The organism is Flavobacterium longum (assembly GCF_965137575.1).
GTDB classification, from domain to species: Bacteria; Bacteroidota; Bacteroidia; order Flavobacteriales; family Flavobacteriaceae; genus Flavobacterium; species Flavobacterium longum.
On record NZ_CBCRZJ010000003.1, the window covers coordinates 507,771 to 528,568 of the forward strand.

A 20,798-nucleotide genomic window follows, 5' to 3' on the forward strand; every position below is an offset into this window, starting at 1 on the left:
TTACGACAGGTTAAAAGGTAAATCTTTTTTATTCAGGTACGCCAGAATCGCACAGCATACAAACGATACGACGGCCAAGACAAACAACAATCCGCCGTCGGCCTTCACTTCAATGCCCAATACGAACAAGTGCGAAGCAATGGCACCGGCCATGATGCCCAATCCGAGCAATGCACCGTAAAGGGTTGTACGCGGCACCAAAAGCAAAATCGCGGCAACCAATTCTGCCACGCCCGAACCAATGCGCCCGAACGGTTCCATGCCCAGCGTCGAAAAGATATACACCGATTCTTCGCTGGCCGTAAATTTAAAAAATAAAGTCTGTAAAAAGATGACTGCCGCAGTTATTCTGAGCAGCCATGAAAAAATGTTCGTTTTCATTATCTGGTGAGTTTTTCCCAATTGGCATCGGCGTTCTTCTTCAGTTTTGCTTCGTTCTTGTTCCAACTCTTGAGCGTGTTGTTCAGGAATTTGTTGTAGAACAGGTATAACTTCCCGTCCACGATCTTGAATGTTTCCGGATCAATCTCTACTTTTTCGCCGTAATCGCCCATCGCAAACGCGCACCAGCCGCCGTATTGCGGTTCATAGGCCGTCGGGTTTTTCAGGAACGCCGCCTTGTCTGTTTCATTCGCGAAATAATACACGATGCCTTGGTATGATGCCGAAAATTCTTTCTTCCCTTTCACCGCTTTTCCTTGTTTGAAATACGCCACCGGATCATAACCCTGAATGCCGACTTTGTTCTCTACATTAAAATGCGCCAGTCGTTTGGCCTGTTGTGCGATGGCCGATACCGATAAAAACAACACGGCGGCCACAAATACATTACGAAGTTTCATACTGAAATGGTTTTAAATTTCGACAAATGTATTTTGGTGCTACAGAGCGCGTTGTCGGGTATGCGACAGTTCGATGCAATTTACAGTTTGGTCAAATCCGGAATTTGGATTTCCTTGCGGTTGTACACAATGACGCCGGAAGTTTCCAGATCGTTCAGGAGTTGTGTTGCCGTCTGGCGCGAGGTGCAAATGATTTGCGCGATGTCGTGTTGCGTAAGGTAATTTTCGATGGTGGCACTGTTGCCCGATACGACGCCTTCACTCTCGACCCAATCTTTCAAAAAACCGTGCAGCCTGCTTTTGGCGTCTTTGGATACGAGATTGGCGTAGTTGTTCCGGATGCGTTTCATACGTAGGCCAACGAATTTAGTGTACGACAAGGCAAGGTTTGGGTTGCGGAGCAATAAATCCTCGAAGTCCGACATCAGGAAACTACAGATGGAAACCTCATCAGTGAGCACTTTCGCGTATTCGTTGACTTCCTTGTCGGGCTCCAGTTCGAGTTGCCCGAACAAATCGCCTTTGCGGATGATGTCCTTGATGGTTTCGTTGCCCTCGTCGTCCACGGAAACGATCTTGATGTTGCCGCGTTTGAGCAGGAAAATCCGCGGCACTTCAGATTGCGAGAAATAGATGATCTCGCCTTTCTTGGCTTTCTTGAACCCAACGATGATGCACAGTTGCTTGATTTGGCTAAAACTCAACGCGCGAAAAAGTTTGTGATCGCGCAAGTACCAATATTTGAGTTCTTCGTACATCCGGTATTTTTCGATGGATTGATTCGGACGCGTAGGATTGAGAGACGACCGAACTTCGCCGATAAAAATAATAAAAAAAGTCCGATGCAATCACCGGACTTTATGCTGATTTTCAATCGTATATTTACAATCCGCGAGAAATGACGATGCGCTGGATTTCGGACGTGCCTTCGTAAATCTGGGTGATCTTTGCGTCGCGCATCATGCGTTCTACGTGATATTCGGCTACGTAGCCGTTTCCGCCGTGGATTTGGACGGCTTCATTGGCTACTTCGAGCGCCACTTCCGAAGCGTACAGTTTCGCCATCGCGCCCGAATGTGAAATGTCTTTGCCTTCGTCTTTCTCGCAAGCGGCTTTCATGACCAACAATTTGGCAGCGGTGATTTTCACGAACATATCGGCCAACTTAAATGCGATGGCCTGATGGTGGAAAATTTCCTTGCCGAAAGCCTTGCGCTCCTTGGAATATTTCAATGCGAGTTCATACGCGCCGGTGGCAATGCCCAAGGCTTGTGAGGCAATCCCGATACGGCCGCCGTTCAAGACATTCATCGCGAAACTGAAACCAAAACCATCGGCGCCGATGCGGTTTTCCTTCGGTACTTTAACGTCGGTGAACATCAGCGAATGCGTGTCAGATCCGCGGATGCCCATTTTCTTTTCCTTCGGCCCGATTTCAAAACCCGGCCAGCCTTTTTCTACGATGAATGCGTTGATGCCTTTGTGGCCTTTTTCGATATCGGTTTGCGCCATGACCAAGTAGGTTGAGGCCGTACTGCCATTGGTAATCCAGTTTTTGGTACCGTTCAGCAAATAATAGTCGCCTTTGTCTATGGCCGTAGTTTTCTGTGATGTCGCATCTGAACCGGCTTCCGGCTCCGACAAACAAAATGCGCCGATGACTTCGCCTTTGGCCAGCGGCACGAGGTATTTCATTTTTTGCTCTTCGCTGCAGTATTTTTCCATGCCGGCACACACCAATGAGTTGTTCACAGACATGATTACCGCTGCCGAAGCATCGACCTTTGCAATTTCGGTCATGGCCAATACATACGAGACAGAATCAAGTCCGGCACCGCCATATTTCGGGTCGACCATCATGCCCAAGAAGCCCAGATCGGCCATCATCTTTACCTGCTCGGCCGGAAACTTGGAATGCTCGTCGCGCTCAATCACGCCCGGCAAAAGTTCATTCTGCGCAAAATCACGCGCGGCCTGCTGTATCATCAAATGCTCTTCGGTCAAATTAAAATCCATGTGGTCGTTATTTTTAAAATTGCGGTCAAATATAGTACTTTTGGTTCTTATTCACACTGATGCTGGCAGAAAACTACAACGTTATCGGAGTCATGTCGGGCACCTCGCTCGACGGTATAGACTTGGCGCACATTACCCTGACTTTGCGAGGCCAAAAATGGACTTTCGCCATCCATGAATGCGAAACCGTTGCGTATGACGACAACTGGTTCCACAACCTCAAACACGCCGTGACGTTTACCGATGCCGAACTGAAACAAATCAACCTTGATTACACAAAATTGCTCGGCGGTGTCATCCGGGATTTCATCGAAAAGCACCAACTTCAAAACCTCGATGCCGTTTGTTCGCACGGCCATACCGTGTTGCACCAGCCGCAAAATGGGTTGACTTTGCAAATCGGGAATTTGCCTGAAATTGCAGCCATCGTGGGCGAAACGGTCGTTTGTGACTTTCGGGTAGCCGATGTAAAACTGGGTGGCCAAGGCGCGCCACTCGTCCCGATTGGTGACCGTTTGCTCTTCGCCGATTACAATTACTGCCTGAATTTGGGCGGGTTTTCGAATGTGTCTTTTGAAGACGCTGGAAAACGAGTGGCCTTCGATATTTCGCCGGTGAATACGGTGTTGAACTTTTATGCCGATTTCCTCGGACTGGACTATGATGACAAAGGAAACGTTGCCCGCAGCGGACAGGTCGATCTTGATCTTTTGTCTGATTTAAATGCGTTGGAATTCTACCGAAAGCCGTTCCCGAAATCGCTCGGATACGAATTTGTACGGGAAACCGTGCTGCCGCTCATCTCGGAATACGACATCCCGATTGAAGATATCCTCCGGACATTTACCGAACACGTCGCGATCCAGGTTGCTGCGGCGCTTCCCCAAAAAACCGGCAAGATGCTCGTCACCGGCGGCGGCGCATACCACGATTTCCTGATGGAACGGATGCAATTCCACTTGCCCGAAATGCAACTGGTGATTCCAGACGCGAAAACCCTGGAATACAAAGAAGCCTTGATTTTTGCGCTGTTGGGCGTATTGAAGTTGCGCGGCGACATCAATGTGTTGGCGAGCGTAACCGGCGCCAGCCGCGACCATAGTTCAGGTGAAATCTACCGCTGAGAGATGAAATCCCGCTGCAACCGATGATTGAGCGTATCCGAAAAAATCCTCGCCCCGAGCGCACTCAAATGATCGTAATCGTGAAAGGCTTTCTCCGGCAGCGGCATGTTTAAATAATCCCAATGCTTGACGCCGTACTTTTCCGTAAGCCTGTCAATCTCCCGCTGGTGCTGTGCCATCAACCGCGCGTCGAGCATCTTTACGTATGGTGCATAACACGGTGCGGTCACGAAAATAGGCGTCACGCCACGTTTTTGCAGTTCAACGATAAACCCTTCTAAATCGGCAATAATGGCTGGTCTTTCCTTACAAGCCCAAACCATATGATTGAACGCTTTGGCCCTGGTTCGTTGGTGAAATTCCGAATTTAACACACCGCCGGTTGACGGATACGAAACATAGCCTTTTTCAATCGGTTTTGACAAGTCCACACCAGCATCCAAATCTACGGCTTTGACGATGTCATAGTCTCCCGAATAACCCCGTTTGACAAACTCAAATGCAATTTTTGGCGTCAGCGCAGACACATACGAAATCTTGGACGAAAACGGAACACTGTCTTTGTAAGCGATGCCGTAACCAAGGTACGACCAAATGTCTCGACTGTCCTGCGAGCTGAATGAGAGCGAATGAAAATCCATTCCGATCAGGACAAATTTCAGTTTGGGCAAATGGTCGAGGTGTTTCAATGTAATACGCTTGTCGAAATAAAGCGACTGCGCCACGTTGGACGCATTGAAAGCATACATCGAGAAACGGCTCGGATCTGCGGCGTAGTTCATGTGCGAATTCCCGAGGATCAAGATTTCGGCCTTGCCTTCGCGCAAACCGTCGTCCTTTATGGTGTAGCTCGTCTGGGCAAACCGAAGGTATACTTCCGCGCCGATGAACGCGACCAGGAACGGCAGGCTATACAAGCTGAGTTTGATCAAGAATTTTTTCATCAGAATTGGAAATAAATGAATTGTTGTTCGGCACCAGAATAATAAATGACCGCGACAACCAAGACGTAATAGAACGCTGCCCTTACCACGCGCGGCATCGGGAGCTTTGCTATCGCAAATTGCTGTTCGCGGCCCAGCCATTCAATGAGCATGAAGATGGCAACCAACACGGCCAAACCTTTGGGTAACACATAAGGCATCGAAAAAAAGGAACTTGAAAACATCCGTCCGATGTATTCGAATGCGGCCGAGACGTGATCTGCCCGAAAGAAAATCCACGCCAACACGGTAAGCGAGAAAGTGACGCCCATCGCCACGACATCACTAAATGACGGAAGGAATCGTCCTGCGGCTACCGTACCCAAATTGTTGCGGTTGGTATTGAATATGATCGACGGCATGATGTACAAGGCGTTGAGCAAACCCCAAATAATGAATGTCCAATTCGCGCCGTGCCAGAAACCGCTCACCAGAAAAATGATGAAAGTATTCCGGACTTTCATCCATGTGCCGCCTTTGCTGCCGCCGAGCGGAATGTACAAATAATCGCGGAACCAGGTCGAGAGCGAAATGTGCCACCTGCGCCAGAATTCTGCGATGTCACGCGAAAAATACGGGAAGGCGAAATTGCGCAACAAATCTACGCCAAACAGTCTGGCTGTGCCCAGCGCAATGTCTGAATAGCCCGAAAAATCGCCGTAAATCTGGAAGGCAAAAAGCACCGCGGCTACCGCCAATGAACTTCCTGAGCGATCGTCAGGAAATTCGAAAACCTTGTTTACGATGATCGCGCATTGGTCTGCAATGACGACTTTCTTGAACAAACCCCACAAGATTTGACGCAAACCATCAACCGCTCGGGCATAGTCAAATTGCCGCGGTTTCTTAATCTGTGGCAACAAATGCGTCGCCCGTTCGATTGGCCCCGCCACGAGCAACGGAAAAAAACTCACGAATACCGAGTAATCCACGACATTGCGCTCGGGTTTGATGCGGTCGTAATAAATATCGATGACGTACGACAAGCCGTGGAAAGTATAAAATGAAATCCCGACGGGCAGAATTACTTTAATTGTATAGGGATTCACCGTCCAGCCAACATGCGAAGCAGCCTCGGCAAACGAATTGATGAAGAAATTGTAGTATTTGAATACGCTCAGAAAACCAAGGTTGACAATGATGCTCAGCCAAAACCAAAACTTCTTGGCCGATCTGGACTGGGCATCGTACATCCGAAGCCCGGTATAATAGTCGAGCATCGTTGAGAAAATCAACAAGAAGAGAAAACGCCAATCCCAACAGGCATAAAAAAAGTAACTCGACACCAAAAGCAACACGTTTTGGGCTTTCAAGCTTCCGCGCAACACAAACCAATACAATACAAAAACGACCGGTAAGAAAAGTGCGAAACCCAGCGAATTAAATAACATGGCGTCATTTGGTTAAGGCCGTGAAATTATACAACAGCCCCGAAGTTTAAAACTTTTAGCCCGATTTATTTAAAATTGCGGGCGGGCGTTTTTCATTTAATGGACTATCTTTGCCGCGCAACAAACACCCTGATGAAAGATTTACTCCACAAATTCGAAAATAAACAACCCGAAATCGTATTCCATTGGAAAGACACCGAAACCGACGCCGAAGGCTGGACGGTAATCAACTCACTGCGCGGCGGCGCGGCTGGTGGCGGAACCCGCATGCGAAAAGGGCTCGACATGAATGAAGTGCTGTCGTTGGCCAAGACGATGGAAGTAAAATTTACCGTGTCTGGGCCAGCGATTGGCGGCGCGAAATCAGGCATCAACTTCGATCCGGCCGACCCGCGCAAGCAAGACGTGTTGCGCCGTTGGTATAAAGCCGTTTCGCCATTGTTGAAAAGCTATTACGGAACGGGCGGCGATTTGAATGTCGATGAAATCCATGAAGTCATCCCGATGACCGAGGAATGTGGCGTGTGGCATCCGCAAGAAGGCGTGTTCAATGGGCATTTCCGCCCAACGGAAGCCGACAAGATCAACCGCATCGGGCAATTGCGTCAGGGCGTTGTAAAAGTGATTGAAAACCCAGCGTTTTCCCCGGACGTGTTGCGCAAATACACCGTGGCCGACATGATTACCGGTTATGGTGTGGCCGAAGCGGTGCGTCATTTCTACCGGATTTACGGCGGCGAAGTCACCGGCAAGCGTGCGATTGTGCAAGGATTTGGAAATGTCGGATCGGCGGCGGCATTCTATTTGGCGGAAATGGGCGTGAAAATCGTAGGCATCATTGACCGCGACGGCGGACTGATCAATGAGACCGGTTTCAGTTTCGAGGAAATCAGGACATTATTCCTTAATAAAGACGGAAACAAACTGGTTTCCGGCCAGATGATTCCGTTTGCGCAGCTCAACGAAAAAATATGGACCATCGGTGCCGAGATCTTTACGCCGTGCGCTGCCTCCAGATTGGTTACGAAGGAACAGGTCGATGCGATGATCAGCGCAGGACTGGAAGTGATTTCGTGCGGGGCGAATGTACCGTTTGCCGACAAGGAAATCTTCTTCGGCCCAATCATGGAACACACCGACCGCAAAATATCGCTCATCCCGGACTTCATCTCAAACTGCGGTATGGCGCGTGTTTTCGCGTATTTCATGGAGCGCAAAGTCCCGATGACCGACGAGGCGATTTTCTCGGACACGTCCAACACCATCAAACGCGCGATTGAAAAGGTTCACGAAATCAACAATTCGAGGACAAACCTAAGCGCGGCGGCCTTTGAGATTGCCCTGAAGCTGTTGGTAAAATAATCCGGACACATAATTATTCGGCGCGAAAGCCGTTATATTTGCGGAAACCCGACCCCAAAATCATGGGCACAAGACTTAAAACCGTTTTGCTATGGCAGTTTTAACCACCGACGCAGAAAGAAAATCGCTCCTTTTTACGGCCATCACTTTCGTATGGGTGTTGATTTTGTTGTTGATTTTTCACTTGAAGAACGACGCGACCATCATCCAACAATTGGAAGGCGGTGGCGGTGGCGGTGGCGACATTGCGGTGAACTTTGGCGACAGCGATGTGGGCATGGGCGATAATTTCGAATCGAAGGAAAGCGTACGCCAAGCGCCGGAACCTGTCGTGGCCAAACCCGCGGAAGCCAGCGAAATCCTGACCGACGAAAGCGATAACGCACCCGCGATTGCCGACATCAAGAAGCCCATCGAGAAACCGAAAAAACCGGAAACCAAACCTTTGGAAACACCGGTTCCTAAAAAACCAACACCCGCCAAATCAACCCAAAGCGCGCTCGACGATTTGCTGCGTGGCACAGACCAATCGGGTGACGGTTCAGACAAAGTGGGCGGCAACAAAGGCAAAGCGTATGGCAGCACCGGCAACCGTGGCTATGACGGTGGCGGCGGCTCGGGCGGCGGAACAGGCGGCGGCGACGGCAGCGGCAACGGAACGGGTCAAGGTCCGGGAAGTGGCAGCGGTTCTGGTGGCGGTTCGGGAAGCGGACGCGGCACCGGCGTCGGCAACTACAACCTGGCCGGACGCAAGGTCATCAGCAAACCGCAACCGAGATACGAATGCAATGAACAAGGTAAAGTCGTCGTACAGATTACCGTAAATGCAGCCGGGAAAGTGATTGCTGCTGCACCGGGTTACCGTGGCACGACAAATCCTGCGTCATGTCTCGCACAACAGGCTAAAGCGGCTGCGATGAACACGACATTTGACGCCAATCCGAACGGCTCCGGAAACCAAACGGGCACCATCATATACAACTTCAGGCTTACAGACTGATGACCTATTCCGAAACGGTGGAATGGATGTTCCGGCAACTGCCCATGTACCAACACCAAGGCGCATCGGCCTATAAAAAAGACCTGACGAATACCTTAGTATTAGCGGATTATCTCGGGCATCCGGAGCGCAACATCAAATGCATCCACGTAGCCGGCACAAACGGTAAAGGCTCGACCTCACACATGTTGGCGTCGGTGCTCATGGAAGCCGGCTACAAAACCGGGCTTTACACTTCGCCACATTTAAAGGATTTCCGCGAGCGCATCAAGATTGACGGACGCGACATCCCGGAGCAATTCATCGTTGATTTTATCGACAAACACAAGGCATTTTTTGAACAGCACCAACTCAGTTTCTTTGAAATGACCGTTGGGCTGGCGTTCGACTATTTCGCGACAGAAAAGGTTGACGTAGCGATCATCGAGACCGGTTTGGGCGGCAGGCTTGATTCGACAAATATCATCACGCCGCTGTTGTCGGTCATCACCAACATCGGCTTTGACCACATGCAATTCCTCGGCAGCACATTGGAACTGATCGCTGCCGAGAAAGCCGGCATCATCAAACCAAATATTCCGGTGGTCATCGGCGAATATCTGGAAGAAACCAAACCGGTGTTCCTGAACAAAGCCGCCGAAACGAAGTCTGATATTTACTTCGCCAGTGATTTGGTGACCGAAGATTTCAGTTCCGATCTTTTGGGCGATTATCAAATCCACAACAAAAAGACTGTCGTCCAAGCCATTCGCGTGTTGCAGGAGCGGCAGCTTTTTGACATCGGCAACGAACATCTTGCCGATGGACTGAGACGCGTGGTACAAAATACCGGATTGCGCGGGCGGTGGCAGCAGCTCCAATACTACCCGACCGTGATTGCCGATACCGCGCACAACAGCCACGGGCTTAAAATCGTCATGAACCAGTTGGCAAAACACAAATACGACAAATTGCATATTGTGCTGGGTGTCGTAAACGACAAAGACCTCGACGACATTTTGCCTTTGTTCCCGAAAAATGCGGCCTATTACTTCTGCAGGCCAAATATCCCTCGCGGACTGGATGCAGAAATTCTGAAAACCGTTTCTGCAGACTACAACCTACACGGAGAAATATATCCGTCAGTGTCAGCCGCTTATGATGCCGCACGCACAAACGCCACAAAAAACGACTTCATATACATCGGCGGCAGCACGTTTGTGGTCGCAGAAATTTTATAATTTTTCCCGTTTTTATTTGGAGTTCCCAAAAACTGGCTTATATTTGCACTCGCATTCGGGCGATTAGCTCAGCTGGTTCAGAGCACCTCGTTTACACCGAGGGGGTCGGGGGTTCGAACCCCTCATCGCCCACAAGTTTAAAAACAAAGACTTTCAGAAATGAAGGTCTTTTTTGTTTTATGGCTTTCTGTAAAGGGATTGGGAAGCATTCTTGGCTTTCTTCTATTCTATCTCAATTTTCAATCTTCACTATTGTATGCCTGAAAAAAGGCTACCAATTAGGCTACATGAATTTTTAATTAGGCTACATTGTATTTCTCAAACTATCCAAAAATTAAATCACAATGAATGACAACATCTTTAAAATCCTGTTTGTGATTTCAGGCACCAGGAAAAATAGAAATGGATTATCCCCAATCCTTTGTAGAATTACCTACTTAGGACAAAGAAAACCATTTGCTACAGGGTTGTTCATCAATCCAAAGAACTGGTACAGCAAATTGCAGTTAGCAAAGCCACCAACTGAAGAACATACTTTCATCAACAAAGAACTAAGCCTGATTACAAATAAAGTGAATCAGGCTTTTTTGTTTCTACAGGTTCAGGGGCTTGGTTTTGATGTCAGGGACATTTATAACCAGTATGCAGGTGTAAAACTGGATAAGGACAGGACAATACTTGATGTTTTCCAATACCATATTCAAAAGCAGGAAAAGCTGATTGGAATAGAATCTACCAAAGTATCTGTGGCAAAGTTTTACCAGACTAGGAATCACGTCAAATCATTTCTCTGGACGACTTATCAAAGGAGGGATTTTGAATTGAAGAAGCTCAAAGCATCATTCATTAGTGATTTTGAGTTCTACCTGAAATCTGAGAAGAAGTTCAAGCAACATACTTTGTATAAAACCATTCAAAGATTGAGGCAGATGGTGAAACTGGCTATATCATTAGATTATCTGGCCAAAGACCCTTTCATCTTGCACAAGAACCACAAGCCAAAAAAGGAAGTAGTTTATCTGACGCCTGAAGAACTGAGCAAACTTGAAACTCATACATTTTCTCAGCAAAGACTGGAACAGGTCAGGGATATGTTTGTGTTCTGTTGCTATACTGGATTAGCTTACACTGAAATGGCAAATCTGAAGCCATCAAACATCAACAAAGGATTTGATGGTAACCAATGGATTCAGATGCAGAGACAGAAAACCCAAAAAAGTTTCTCCCTTCCCCTACTTCCAAAAGCCAAACTTATTATCGAGAAGTACCAGGACAATCAAAGTCTACTACCTGTAATCAGCAACCAAAGATTTAATTCATACATAAAAGAGGTGGCTGAGATTGTTGGAATTGAAAAGAATTTGACACACCACATCGCCAGAAAGACTTTTGCGACAACTGTGCTACTCTACAACGATGTTCCTATGGAAATTGTTTCGGAACTATTAGGGCATTCCAAAATTTCAATTACCCAAGAGCATTACGCTAAGGTCGTTCAGAAAAAAGTCAGCGAACATATGAGCTTGCTTCAAAAAAAATTGAAGTAGGCTCTTTTATTTCCATTGATTGTTTACCTTTGTAGGCAATCAGTTGGAGGAAATCTGCAAATCCTCAATCTAAACTGGTTTCGAGTTTTCTATATAATAATCGAGTTTTTTAGATTCATTTTGAAGGTGAACTCCTTCAGTTTAACCTATAAATATTCATATTTATGGAAAATTTATTTTTAATTCAGGATGACCAATTGATTGAGGAATTCCGCAAGACAAATCCAACAAAAGAAGACTATGCTGATATTGTTGGTGAAAATGACCCAGAGTTTTTGAGAAAGTACTTTTTGAGACTAAATCCAAGTATGACCGATGAGGACATTGCAATGCATATCTCTTTGGAACCTGAGAGAGCAAAGGAAAGAAACAGGAAAAAGAGATATGAAATTGTAGCGCCTGATGGTTTTGAAGAAATTCAGCTTTATGACCACACTTTAAGTCATTCTGAGAATTTTGAGATGGGTAATGATAAAAAATACATTTTGTTGGAGGTAACCAAAGAAAAAACATTCTCCATCACAAGCTCTCAATCAATTTTACCGACGCCTCAGAGCAAATGTGTGATTGACATTGGAAAAGTAGAGAAACACAGTTCTTTAGAATTTATTCCAATTGATTACGAACCTTTTTTTGGAGTTCGACTAACTTCGTTTATAGGGTATGACAGCAATTTCTTTTCTTGTGATGAAAGAGTGGTGTTTGAATCACTTTTAATCAAGTTTAAAAATTTTAAATTCAAACCATTCCACTGGTCAAAAGAAAAAATTTATGAGGAAGTTGGGGTTAAAAAGGACAGAGCAACTAAAATATTGGAGAAATTTATAGAACTTGGCATAGTCACTAAGGAGGTCAGAAAAACATTTGTAGATAGACCACTTCAGGTAAATTACTTTGACCTGAATGCCGCTGCCATCATAGGTCTTGTTTCGCAAATATTTAAACCCAATGAGGAAAAGAATTATGAACAAATCTTTGCTACATACCTTAGACCAGCCTTGTTCAGACAAAGCTCTTCAAGAATGCAATAGAACCGTTGGAGGAAAACTGTTGCTAGTTATTATCATTAATATAAACCAAAAAAAAACTATTCTCTTTTATTGACTGGTTTTCTCCAATGGAAAACCAAAATTGAAACCAATCTCCACAAGAGGTTGGTTTTTTTATGATGTAAAAGACCAGGAAAGTAAAAGAACTCTAACCACTTAAAGTATATAAAATGCAACTAAGACACTCAGAAAGAAAAAGAGCCAAAATCAAGATGGCTCTACAAGGTTCGGCTGGCTCAGGGAAGACTTACAGTAGTTTGTTGTTGGCTCAAGGGCTGACAAACGGAGATTTCAGCAAAGTAGCCATTATCGATACCGAAAATGGAAGTGCCGACCTCTATGCACACTTGGGGCAGTACAATGTACTGACTCTAAGTCCACCATTTACTCCAGAAATTTATATGAAAGCCATTGATGTTTGTGAAAGGGCAGGCATGGAAGTCATTATTATTGACAGTATTTCCCATTGTTGGGATTACTTGCTTGATTATCATTCCTCACTTGCAGGAAACTCCTTTACCAATTGGTCAAAGGTAACTCCCATGCAGAAGACTTTTACTGACAGAATCCTTCAGTGTGATGCCCATGTGATTGCTACCATGAGAACCAAACAGGATTACGTGCTCAATCAAAAAGATGGCAAATATGTTCCTGAAAAAGTTGGGCTGAAAGCTGTGCAGAAAGATGGGCTTGACTACGAGTTTACCATTGTATTTGACCTCGACATCAAACATTTTGCTGTTTCGAGTAAAGATAGGACAGGTTCGTTCATGGATAAACCAGAATTCAGAATAAGCCCTGCCACGGGTCAGAAGATTTTGAATTGGTGCAACTCAGGAACTAATCTTCAGGAAGCACGAGCAAAAATCAAGGAAGCCAAGAACTTGGAACAGTTGAAGATGCTCTATAGCCAATACAGCATTTGGAGAGAGCTTCTGGAATATGATTTCAAAATCCAGAAGGACACCATTACCTCAAATGAAATATTGTTAAACCCTAAAGCATTCAGTACAAATGGAAGCACTACACACGATTGAATCTAAAATGAACGTTGACTTGAAGTTACAACCAGTTAGAGAAGCACATTTATCCCAAGATAATGCTGTTATTCCAATTAAACGTACTCCACAACAGGGTAGCAATGCCCAAGCGCCTGCACTTGTATTCCAAGACAAACCATTCATTGAGGCCAATACTCAGGAAATAAGGTTACACAATCTGACCAATGAATGTGTGATTCCAGTTTTCAGCAAGGACAATGAAAGAACTATTGCACATCAGGAATTTATAGAAATTGCTCAGGATTGTATCTCAAAAGCATTTCCAAAGCAGAGCATTTCACTTCCTGAAATCAGGGTGAGCCACCAAATCAAGGGCAGGACACCAGAAGCCATACATAAGAATGCCAAAGACCTGTTGGACAGCGAAAGAACACAATATTTTGAAAGGATGGCATTTATCATTCGTGTTCCTGGTATTCAGGAATCAATAAATGGAAATGAGCTTGCCTTAACTATTGGCGGGGTCAGAAGCTACAATCAGGAAAACCTGTACAACAAGAAATCTTTGGAAAGGTTCAAGTTCTTTATAGGCTTCCAAAACAAGGTTTGTTGCAACCTCTGTATCTGGAGTGATGGCTTGGTGGATGATATGAGAGTTGCTTCTTATCAGGAATTGCAAAGCAAGATTTCATCTGTAATCTACAGCTATGAAGCTGAAAAGCACCTGGAACAGATGAAAATGCTGACTGCGCATTCCCTGACTGAAAAACAGTTTGCTCAAATGGTGGGCAGGGCAAGGATGTATCAGCATTTACCTAAAGCTGAAAAATCTGCTATTCCTGGTCTATCATTTACAGATGGACACTTAAACACAGTTGTAAAGGATTATTATGAAGATGCTGATTTCAGTAGAACTAATACTGGGGATGTGAACTTATGGAATGTGTACAACCTCTTTACACAGGCCAACAAATCCAGTTACATTGATACTTTCCTTGATAGGAATGTGAATGCTTTTGATTTTACTAAAGGCATTCAGAAGGCACTGATTGGTAGTGGAGACTACCATTGGTTTTTGAGTTGAGAAATCCAACCCCTGCAATATGGGGTTGGTCTTCTTATAAGGAAATAGGTTCAAAGAAATGATTACCAAGCCCAAAAGGCACAAGTCCCTTATGTTGCAATCTTCCTATGATAATTGCTGGATGAATTCCAAACTTTTCAGCATAATGAACAACATCATCACTATCTAGGTCGTGATTTGATAAGATTTCTCTTTCCTCTTTCTCAGTTAAAAGTACATTGGCTGAAAAGGTATTAGCTTCATTTTCATATTCCTGGTTTTCACCATCATAATCAATGTTCTCAATTGATATATATTTCTTTCCATGTAAAAGGATGTGACCAATCTCATGAAAGAATGTAAACCAGAAAATGTCATTCCTTCTATATCTGCCACTCATTTGAACTAATGGAGTATCACTTATCCATCTTGTAGAACCATGAATAGGAGCTTTGGGTAAGCAAGGTGTATGAACTACTTTTACACCCACATTTGCACAAACCTCCTGTAACCTGTCAAAGAAATCAGCAGGATTTTCTGCCATAATTCTCTTTAATGTAGGTATTGCTTCTTTAAGGCCAGACTTGTCAAATTCTTTTACTTCAATTTCATTAGCCTGTATTTCTCCCCTTCTTAACCAGGCTGCAATTGCACCTGAGTTTTCATTATTCTTTAGGGAAATCCTGAAGTTTACAAGGAGTTTTTGATTATGGTAAAAGTCATAATACCCTTTGGATGAAGAAACTCCAAAAAACTCAAATAGATTGACCACTTTTTCTTCTTTTTTTGAAGTGGTTTCCACCCAATTAAACTTTGCCATTTGAGGATATGGAAATGATTTAGCCCATTCCAATCCTTCTTCAATTGTTTTTTGATAATCCAATCTTGCTAAATACTCATCATAAGTTTTTTGCCTGTTCAACCAAAACTGACCAGGAACTTTCAAAACTTGTTCAAAAAGTATTGCCATTTCAGGGGTTATACTGCTCTTTCCATTAAGAACATCAGAAATGGTTTTCTCAGGCTTCCCAGTTCTTACTGCAAGCTCTTTAGAACCCATTTCCCTTTCTTCAAGAATATCTTGCAGGGTCAAACCTGGATGTGAAACTGATTGTGGATAGTATTGGTTTAAAGGTGCCATGTGTGGTTAGTTAGTGGTAATCTTCTATCTCGATTATCTCAATACCCTTGATTTCAGCCCAAATATATTTGCCATCACCATCTGTGGGAATTGGCCTTTCATGTGGAGTAAAAATAAGCCTGTAGGGATGAACCAAGTCACATGCCCATTTTCCTTTTCTATTTGCTTTAAGCTCATGAAATCTTCCAGGTAAATATCTTACATCTTCCAATGAGGCAGCAGCTTGTAAATCATCAAGCCTTCTCTTATACAAGTCTGCACATCTTTGACCCAGCTTCTTAACAGCCAGTCTATCATCATTTGCATACTTCCTCAGGTTGCTATCTTCAAATGTAATTTCCATGCAAATATATACATATTTTTAATTAACACTACCTGTTAATTAAAATTTTAGCAAAGGTTTGTATTTTTGAGACACTATTGCCTGAAACTTATACACATCTAAGCCGAGTTATAAACAACCCCAGTCGTCAATTATTCTCAAAATCAGTTATGCTCACTAACTTTCCTAATCTATACATAGGCCCCGTAAACTGAAGTGCTGTTGGCAAAACTCCTTCATAAGCCACATCCAAATAACTCCCATCCACATTGTTTAACCTACAATAGTTTTGCCTCACCATATCAAGGACTTGGGCTCTGAATGTATTCTCATCATTATTGACAACATTATTAGTTACCCAAGTTTCAGTTATAAAACCTTCTTCATTAACTACCAGAGATAACGATGATTTAAAAATCTCATCATGAAGTAGTTGCTGGGCGAACAAATCTTCTATATGTAATCTTACTTTCATAAATAACAATTATAATTTCTTTACCACCTCAATAATACTCTTTGCATTATAGCATCCCTCAACTTCTTTAGTCTGGAAAACCATAAAGTACTTAAAACTATCCCCTGCTTTCTGAGCCCAGAGCTTACCTAACCAGTTCTTTTCCCTACTATCATCATTATCTCTGTCATCGCCTTTGGTTTCGATGAGGATGATGTTTCCTTTTTCAGTATGCAAAATGAAGTCTGGATAATGGTTGGCATCATAACCATTAATAAAGAAGCCTTTGCCTCTGGTGAAGTTTCTGTGCCAGAACTGGATGTTTTCCAATGAAGCAATATCCATAATCATGCTCTGCTCAAAACCATTCATCTTATCTTCAAGTTCATACAAACTTTTAGAAATAGGTGTACTAGGGTCAAATGGAGTTATAGTATCTGGAAGGCCAAAATTGCCTTTAATGAATATGCTATTAGAGTCCAAGTGCTTCTTGAACTCTTCTTTTGCATAGGCAGATGACAAGGAATTTATCTTATTCTTGATTTTCTGAATGTAGATGAAATCATTGTTCACTATATCCCTAACCTGGTCAGGAGAAAGAGCTTCAAAAACCCTTGCTACATATTTGGTCAGGTCTTGCTCAGGGATTGGGGTCATATCACCCAGCTTGCTTACAATATGCTTACTTATATCATTGATTTGCCTATCCTGTGGTTTGGTTAAAATAGTTTCAACCAGAATAGCTTTAGCTTTCTCAGTAATCTTATTGGCTGCTGCTGTTCCTTTGTTGGTGTCAAAATCTACCCTATATATCTCAGCAGAAATTTCATCAAAAGGGATTGCTGTATCACATTGAAGCAACTTGAAGTCTTTGAGCAGACTGTTTTTAGATACAAGTTTCTCATAAACTGCCAGTTCCTCAAACAAAACACCACCTGAATATTCTCCTTCTTCTTTCAGAAAGAACTGTGGTAGCAAAATCTGTGAAGCGACTTTCTTAAACCTTCCCTCTATTGGGTATTTCTTGGGTGTTTTATTCATAAGCTCAGATAAGTATGTAGTATTGTCATCAATATCTGTGTTGCTGATTTTTTGTTCAAAGGCTTTACCTTCTTGCTCTGCTTTTGAGGTAATCTCAGCGATAACTGAATTTGTCATTCCTTGCTGATAACTTTCAAGGGTTGTGTTTTGGGTTGGGTCAAAATCTATAGCAGCTACATTGAATTCATCATCTGACTGAGTTTCTTTTTTGGGTTCATCACCAAAAAGTTCATCTTGCAGAATTTCATTAACTGTCTTTGGTTGTTCTGGTTGCTCATGGGCATAGTAATCATCTTTACTAAATCCTGCATCCTGTAATCCTTTGACAATGTTATCCAATGTTTCTCTGAACTTGGCTGATGCTGTCAGCACATAAGACATGTTCAGCAAAGTCTGCTCATGCTTGGTAACATAAGGCTGTCTAAGAACCCTGCCCAATATCTGCTCCACATCTACAGCAGAAGATTTATCAGCCAATGAAGCCAGAATGTAGGCATTTGGGCAATCCCATCCTTCTTTCAGGGCATTGATGGTAATGATGTATCTGACTTGGCAACCTCTGGACATAAGATTAACTCCTTTGAGTTCATCCAGTCCACTTACCTTAATCTTTATCTGTTCTTCTGGTATTTTGAGCTTGACAAGTTGTTCCTTTATCTTCTGATAAGTAGTGTTGTCCTTGCCCTTGATGTTGGATTGGGCTTGGAACAGAATGATTGGTCTGATGTATTTTCCAGTTACCTTTTCTTCTTCCAAAGCCAAAAGCTCCAACTGCCTTTGCAAGTGCAGGGCACTACTGATTACTTCTTCTTTCTTATGATGATTGTACACCACAACTGGAAGTTTAACCATGTGTTCTTGCTTCAGCTTTAAAGCACTTACAAAGCTGATGATGTTACTGTTTGCCTTTGGAGTTGCAGTCAAATCCAACACCAGTGATGGATTCAGGTTTTTGAGCATCTCCACACTCAAATCACTTTCAGCATTATGGCTTTCATCTACAACCACAATAGGATTGAGGCTTCTTATGACATTGATTAGAGCAGTTTCATCTGTTCCCTCAATGACCAAATCCTTGTCCAATATGGTTTCCCTGAAAGCTTCCAAAGCGCCATTTTCCTGAAATATCTTTCTATCCTCTTTCTTGGCCTTGTCAATCCTGAGACTGCTGAAGTTGAGCACAAAGATGTTCAGCTGCTCTGTAGCTGATGTAGGATTGAAGTTTGCTCCCTGAAGCAACTGGTCTTTCTGATACACCTCTACCTTATGCCCAAACAAACTGTTGAGCTTTTCCCTGTATGGATGGTTTGGGTCAGATAAGTTGTTGTAAGTCTGCTGTAATAGATTTGACCAGGGCACTAACCAAACAACTGCTTTGGCATTTCCCTGATTGAAATACTTATTGATGGTATAAAGTGCATTACAGGCAATGAAAGTTTTACCTCCTGCTGTAGGCACTTTGACAGCCACATGGATGCTTCCTGGAATGTTGTCCTTGTATGGCCTCATCCCTGTTTGGGTCAAAGAGTTGTACTCCTGACCCAGTTTGTCTTTCCAGTAATTATTGAATGCCTGGGCTGGAGCATTATATTGTTGGAGATAGGAAAGATAATTTTCCAAATCCCTAATCACATCTTGTTGGTAAGGTTTTAGCTCCATTCTTAAAATCGTGTAATATCACGAGGTATTTTCTTGAACACTATATGGTATTTCTGCATTAAGGCTTCATCCAAAAGGCAGTTGTCAGCATAGATGATGTATTGGTCAGCTTTAGTCTTTACTTTTCTCAAAAAACTTTCATCAAGGGTTGTCCCAGAATCCTTGTCATAAAAAAAGTAATAAGCTGTGCCCTCTTTCTTACCTAATAAATAAGGTTCAGTTTGTGGTTCATATTTAGTTCTGGTTTCTGTGAACCAGACATATTCATTAATCTTGTCAATTCCAATGTTTTCATTCAGGAAACCATCTTCAAGAAATACAGTTTCTCCCAGAGTATAGTAGCTGAAATTACCACCTGTGCCTTCAACTGCTTTACTATTTTCTCCATATCCATTGATTACCCTTTTGACTCTTTCAGCAGTAATGGTGTCTGCATATTCTTCCATTTCAATCAGGATGAACTTTCTGTTGCCACCATCAGCTTTATTCAAGTTCAGAACTGCATGAGCAGTTGTGCCTGAACCTGCAAAAGAATCAAGTATAATTTCTCCAGGATTAACATATAAGTGAAGTATGCGCTCAATTAACCTTGAAGGCTTTGGAGTATCAAACAATGATGCTGAGTCAAATATTGAATTGATTTCCTGTTTACCTTCTTGGTTGTGTCCAACTTCTTCATTTGTCCACCATGTCCAAGATGCCACTCCTTCCCTTTCTGCCAGATAAGTCTTTCTACGAGGTACACCATCTCCATTTTTGCCATACCACATTCTACCTTCTTCATGGGCTTTAAGAAAAACTGATTCAATATTTTTCCAACATCTACTTTCAGGTGGAGAATACTTTTTCCCACTTGGGGTTGTTATCTCATACATCTGATTTGGTCTAAATCCTTGAGCAGTAAAGTCTGAAGATACCCAAGCTCCTCTTGGGTCATTATCTGGATTTTTGAAAGATGCAGTCTGCTTTTTTGTTAATGGTAGTTTATTTAAGTTCCTTCTGAAGTTTTCCCACTTCTTGCTGTAAATAATAATATGCTCATGGCCAGCTCCAATTGTAGCCCTATCATCTGGAGATGTTCTTTTTTGCCAGACAACATTTGCTACAAAATTTGGCTTTCCAAATATTTCATCCAAAATCAAACATAAATAATGCACTTCCATATCATCAATGGATATAAAAATTGCACCATCATCATTCAAGAGCTTGGAAAGTAACTTAATCCTGGGGTACATCATACACAACCATTTGTCATGACGACTTAAATCTTCCCCCTCTTTGCCAACAACCTCATGAAGCCATTTTTTAATCTTTGGGTCATTAACATTGTCATTATACACCCAACCTTCATTTCCAGTATTATATGGTGGGTCAATGTAAATACACTTTATCTTGCCTTCATATTCAGGCAACAGGCTTTTTAGTGCTTCAAGGTTATCTCCATGAATGATTTTGTTTTCACTTGAACCTTCATCATTATTGAAAGTGTACTGTTTGTCTAAAATTCTATAGGGAACATCTTGATGATGGTTGATGACTTTTTCTTTACCTATCCAGTGTAATGTTGGCATTTCTAAATTTTA

The 20,798-nt window shown here is 43.3% G+C and carries 19 protein-coding genes and 1 tRNA gene; 9 read left to right on the plus strand and 11 right to left on the minus strand.

From position 1 onward, the window contains the following. The 4 genes from ACM9J1_RS07965 to ACM9J1_RS07980 form a co-directional block, all read right to left on the minus strand. Complete coding sequence (locus ACM9J1_RS07965; RefSeq protein WP_415581502.1) at window positions 1-381, minus strand: DoxX family protein; 381 nt, start codon at window positions 379-381, stop codon at window positions 1-3. Beyond that, window positions 381-842, minus strand: coding sequence for a YHS domain-containing (seleno)protein (locus ACM9J1_RS07970; RefSeq protein WP_415581503.1), 462 nt, complete (start codon window positions 840-842; stop codon window positions 381-383). Before ACM9J1_RS07970 ends, ACM9J1_RS07965 begins: the two co-directional genes overlap by 1 nt. Before the next feature lie 80 nt (window positions 843-922). Further along, window positions 923-1,600: a Crp/Fnr family transcriptional regulator gene (locus ACM9J1_RS07975; protein ID WP_415581504.1), complete on the minus strand. Its 678-nt coding sequence runs from the start codon at window positions 1,598-1,600 to the stop codon at window positions 923-925. A gap of 124 nt (window positions 1,601-1,724) precedes the next feature. Beyond that, window positions 1,725-2,858: an acyl-CoA dehydrogenase gene (locus ACM9J1_RS07980; protein WP_415581505.1), complete on the minus strand. Its 1,134-nt coding sequence runs from the start codon at window positions 2,856-2,858 to the stop codon at window positions 1,725-1,727. Window positions 2,859-2,917: 59 nt separating this feature from the next. On the opposite strand from ACM9J1_RS07980, the gene ACM9J1_RS07985 reads away from it, so the two are divergent. Next, window positions 2,918-3,982, plus strand: a complete 1,065-nt coding sequence (locus tag ACM9J1_RS07985) for an anhydro-N-acetylmuramic acid kinase (protein ID WP_415581506.1) — start codon at window positions 2,918-2,920, stop codon at window positions 3,980-3,982. On the opposite strand, the gene ACM9J1_RS07990 is transcribed toward ACM9J1_RS07985, so the two are convergent. Both ACM9J1_RS07990 and ACM9J1_RS07995 read right to left on the minus strand, forming a co-directional pair. Beyond that, window positions 3,973-4,926: a hypothetical protein gene (locus tag ACM9J1_RS07990; protein WP_415581507.1), complete on the minus strand. Its 954-nt coding sequence runs from the start codon at window positions 4,924-4,926 to the stop codon at window positions 3,973-3,975. The two genes, ACM9J1_RS07985 and ACM9J1_RS07990, sit on opposite strands and share 10 nt — an antisense overlap. Then, window positions 4,926-6,356, minus strand: coding sequence for an MBOAT family O-acyltransferase (locus ACM9J1_RS07995; RefSeq protein WP_415581508.1), 1,431 nt, complete (start codon window positions 6,354-6,356; stop codon window positions 4,926-4,928). Before ACM9J1_RS07995 ends, ACM9J1_RS07990 begins: the two co-directional genes overlap by 1 nt. A 132-nt stretch (window positions 6,357-6,488) precedes the next feature. On the opposite strand from ACM9J1_RS07995, the gene ACM9J1_RS08000 reads away from it, so the two are divergent. The 8 genes from ACM9J1_RS08000 (at window position 6,489) to ACM9J1_RS08035 (ending at window position 14,619) form a co-directional block, all read left to right on the plus strand. Beyond that, window positions 6,489-7,718 carry a Glu/Leu/Phe/Val dehydrogenase dimerization domain-containing protein gene (locus ACM9J1_RS08000; protein WP_415581509.1) on the plus strand — a complete coding sequence of 410 codons (1,230 nt, stop codon included), beginning with the start codon at window positions 6,489-6,491 and terminating at the stop codon, window positions 7,716-7,718. 91 nt (window positions 7,719-7,809) lie between these two features. Next, window positions 7,810-8,718, plus strand: a complete 909-nt coding sequence (locus ACM9J1_RS08005; RefSeq protein ID WP_415581510.1) for an energy transducer TonB — start codon at window positions 7,810-7,812, stop codon at window positions 8,716-8,718. Beyond that, entirely contained in the window at window positions 8,718-9,938 is a 1,221-nt protein-coding gene (locus ACM9J1_RS08010; protein WP_415581511.1) for a bifunctional folylpolyglutamate synthase/dihydrofolate synthase, read from the plus strand. The genes ACM9J1_RS08005 and ACM9J1_RS08010 overlap by 1 nt, the downstream gene beginning before the upstream one ends. 57 nt (window positions 9,939-9,995) lie before the next feature. Continuing rightward, window positions 9,996-10,070, plus strand: a tRNA-Val gene (locus ACM9J1_RS08015). A 212-nt stretch (window positions 10,071-10,282) separates the two neighbouring features. Continuing rightward, the gene (locus ACM9J1_RS08020) at window positions 10,283-11,485 is read left to right on the plus strand and encodes a site-specific integrase (protein WP_415581512.1); all 1,203 of its coding nucleotides are present in this window, start codon (window positions 10,283-10,285) and stop codon (window positions 11,483-11,485) included. 164 nt (window positions 11,486-11,649) lie between these two features. Further along, window positions 11,650-12,516 carry a hypothetical protein gene (locus ACM9J1_RS08025; RefSeq protein WP_415581513.1) on the plus strand — a complete coding sequence of 289 codons (867 nt, stop codon included), beginning with the start codon at window positions 11,650-11,652 and terminating at the stop codon, window positions 12,514-12,516. A 188-nt stretch (window positions 12,517-12,704) separates the two neighbouring features. Further along, window positions 12,705-13,571: an AAA family ATPase gene (locus tag ACM9J1_RS08030; RefSeq protein ID WP_415581514.1), complete on the plus strand. Its 867-nt coding sequence runs from the start codon at window positions 12,705-12,707 to the stop codon at window positions 13,569-13,571. Next, window positions 13,549-14,619: a DUF3871 family protein gene (locus ACM9J1_RS08035; RefSeq protein ID WP_415581515.1), complete on the plus strand. Its 1,071-nt coding sequence runs from the start codon at window positions 13,549-13,551 to the stop codon at window positions 14,617-14,619. Before ACM9J1_RS08030 ends, ACM9J1_RS08035 begins: the two co-directional genes overlap by 23 nt. A 34-nt stretch (window positions 14,620-14,653) precedes the next feature. Here the strand turns inward: ACM9J1_RS08035 and ACM9J1_RS08040 are convergent, their stop codons facing one another. The 5 genes from ACM9J1_RS08040 to ACM9J1_RS08060 form a co-directional block, all read right to left on the minus strand. After that, window positions 14,654-15,739 carry a HigA family addiction module antitoxin gene (locus ACM9J1_RS08040; RefSeq protein ID WP_415581516.1) on the minus strand — a complete coding sequence of 362 codons (1,086 nt, stop codon included), beginning with the start codon at window positions 15,737-15,739 and terminating at the stop codon, window positions 14,654-14,656. Between the two features lie 10 nt (window positions 15,740-15,749). Next, window positions 15,750-16,082: a type II toxin-antitoxin system RelE/ParE family toxin gene (locus ACM9J1_RS08045; protein ID WP_415581517.1), complete on the minus strand. Its 333-nt coding sequence runs from the start codon at window positions 16,080-16,082 to the stop codon at window positions 15,750-15,752. A 127-nt stretch (window positions 16,083-16,209) separates the two neighbouring features. After that, window positions 16,210-16,536: a hypothetical protein gene (locus ACM9J1_RS08050; RefSeq protein ID WP_415581518.1), complete on the minus strand. Its 327-nt coding sequence runs from the start codon at window positions 16,534-16,536 to the stop codon at window positions 16,210-16,212. Window positions 16,537-16,545: 9 nt separating this feature from the next. Then, window positions 16,546-19,215: a DEAD/DEAH box helicase gene (locus ACM9J1_RS08055; protein WP_415581519.1), complete on the minus strand. Its 2,670-nt coding sequence runs from the start codon at window positions 19,213-19,215 to the stop codon at window positions 16,546-16,548. 2 nt (window positions 19,216-19,217) lie between these two features. After that, on the minus strand, window positions 19,218-20,786 hold the full coding sequence (locus ACM9J1_RS08060) for a site-specific DNA-methyltransferase (protein ID WP_415581520.1): 1,569 nt from the start codon (window positions 20,784-20,786) through the stop codon (window positions 19,218-19,220). Between the last annotated feature and the right edge of the window lie 12 nt (window positions 20,787-20,798).

Bases quoted from the DNA above. Each gene is read 5' to 3' on its own strand.
- ACM9J1_RS07980 (WP_415581505.1), bottom strand. From the start codon at position 2,858: ATGGATTTTAATTTGACCGAAGAGCATTTGATGATACAGCAGGCCGCG.
- ACM9J1_RS07965 (WP_415581502.1), bottom strand. From the start codon at position 381: ATGAAAACGAACATTTTTTCATGGCTGCTCAGAATAACTGCGGCAGTC.
- ACM9J1_RS08010 (WP_415581511.1), top strand. From the start codon at position 8,718: ATGACCTATTCCGAAACGGTGGAATGGATGTTCCGGCAACTGCCCATG.
- ACM9J1_RS08050 (WP_415581518.1), bottom strand. From the start codon at position 16,536: ATGAAAGTAAGATTACATATAGAAGATTTGTTCGCCCAGCAACTACTT.
- ACM9J1_RS08030 (WP_415581514.1), top strand. From the start codon at position 12,705: ATGCAACTAAGACACTCAGAAAGAAAAAGAGCCAAAATCAAGATGGCT.
- ACM9J1_RS08020 (WP_415581512.1), top strand. From the start codon at position 10,283: ATGAATGACAACATCTTTAAAATCCTGTTTGTGATTTCAGGCACCAGG.
- ACM9J1_RS07970 (WP_415581503.1), bottom strand. From the start codon at position 842: ATGAAACTTCGTAATGTATTTGTGGCCGCCGTGTTGTTTTTATCGGTA.
- ACM9J1_RS07985 (WP_415581506.1), top strand. From the start codon at position 2,918: ATGCTGGCAGAAAACTACAACGTTATCGGAGTCATGTCGGGCACCTCG.
- ACM9J1_RS08025 (WP_415581513.1), top strand. From the start codon at position 11,650: ATGGAAAATTTATTTTTAATTCAGGATGACCAATTGATTGAGGAATTC.
- ACM9J1_RS08040 (WP_415581516.1), bottom strand. From the start codon at position 15,739: ATGGCACCTTTAAACCAATACTATCCACAATCAGTTTCACATCCAGGT.
- ACM9J1_RS07995 (WP_415581508.1), bottom strand. From the start codon at position 6,356: ATGTTATTTAATTCGCTGGGTTTCGCACTTTTCTTACCGGTCGTTTTT.
- ACM9J1_RS07975 (WP_415581504.1), bottom strand. From the start codon at position 1,600: ATGTACGAAGAACTCAAATATTGGTACTTGCGCGATCACAAACTTTTT.
- ACM9J1_RS08035 (WP_415581515.1), top strand. From the start codon at position 13,549: ATGGAAGCACTACACACGATTGAATCTAAAATGAACGTTGACTTGAAG.
- ACM9J1_RS08055 (WP_415581519.1), bottom strand. From the start codon at position 19,215: ATGGAGCTAAAACCTTACCAACAAGATGTGATTAGGGATTTGGAAAAT.
- ACM9J1_RS08045 (WP_415581517.1), bottom strand. From the start codon at position 16,082: ATGGAAATTACATTTGAAGATAGCAACCTGAGGAAGTATGCAAATGAT.
- ACM9J1_RS08000 (WP_415581509.1), top strand. From the start codon at position 6,489: ATGAAAGATTTACTCCACAAATTCGAAAATAAACAACCCGAAATCGTA.
- ACM9J1_RS07990 (WP_415581507.1), bottom strand. From the start codon at position 4,926: ATGAAAAAATTCTTGATCAAACTCAGCTTGTATAGCCTGCCGTTCCTG.
- ACM9J1_RS08005 (WP_415581510.1), top strand. From the start codon at position 7,810: ATGGCAGTTTTAACCACCGACGCAGAAAGAAAATCGCTCCTTTTTACG.
- ACM9J1_RS08060 (WP_415581520.1), bottom strand. From the start codon at position 20,786: ATGCCAACATTACACTGGATAGGTAAAGAAAAAGTCATCAACCATCAT.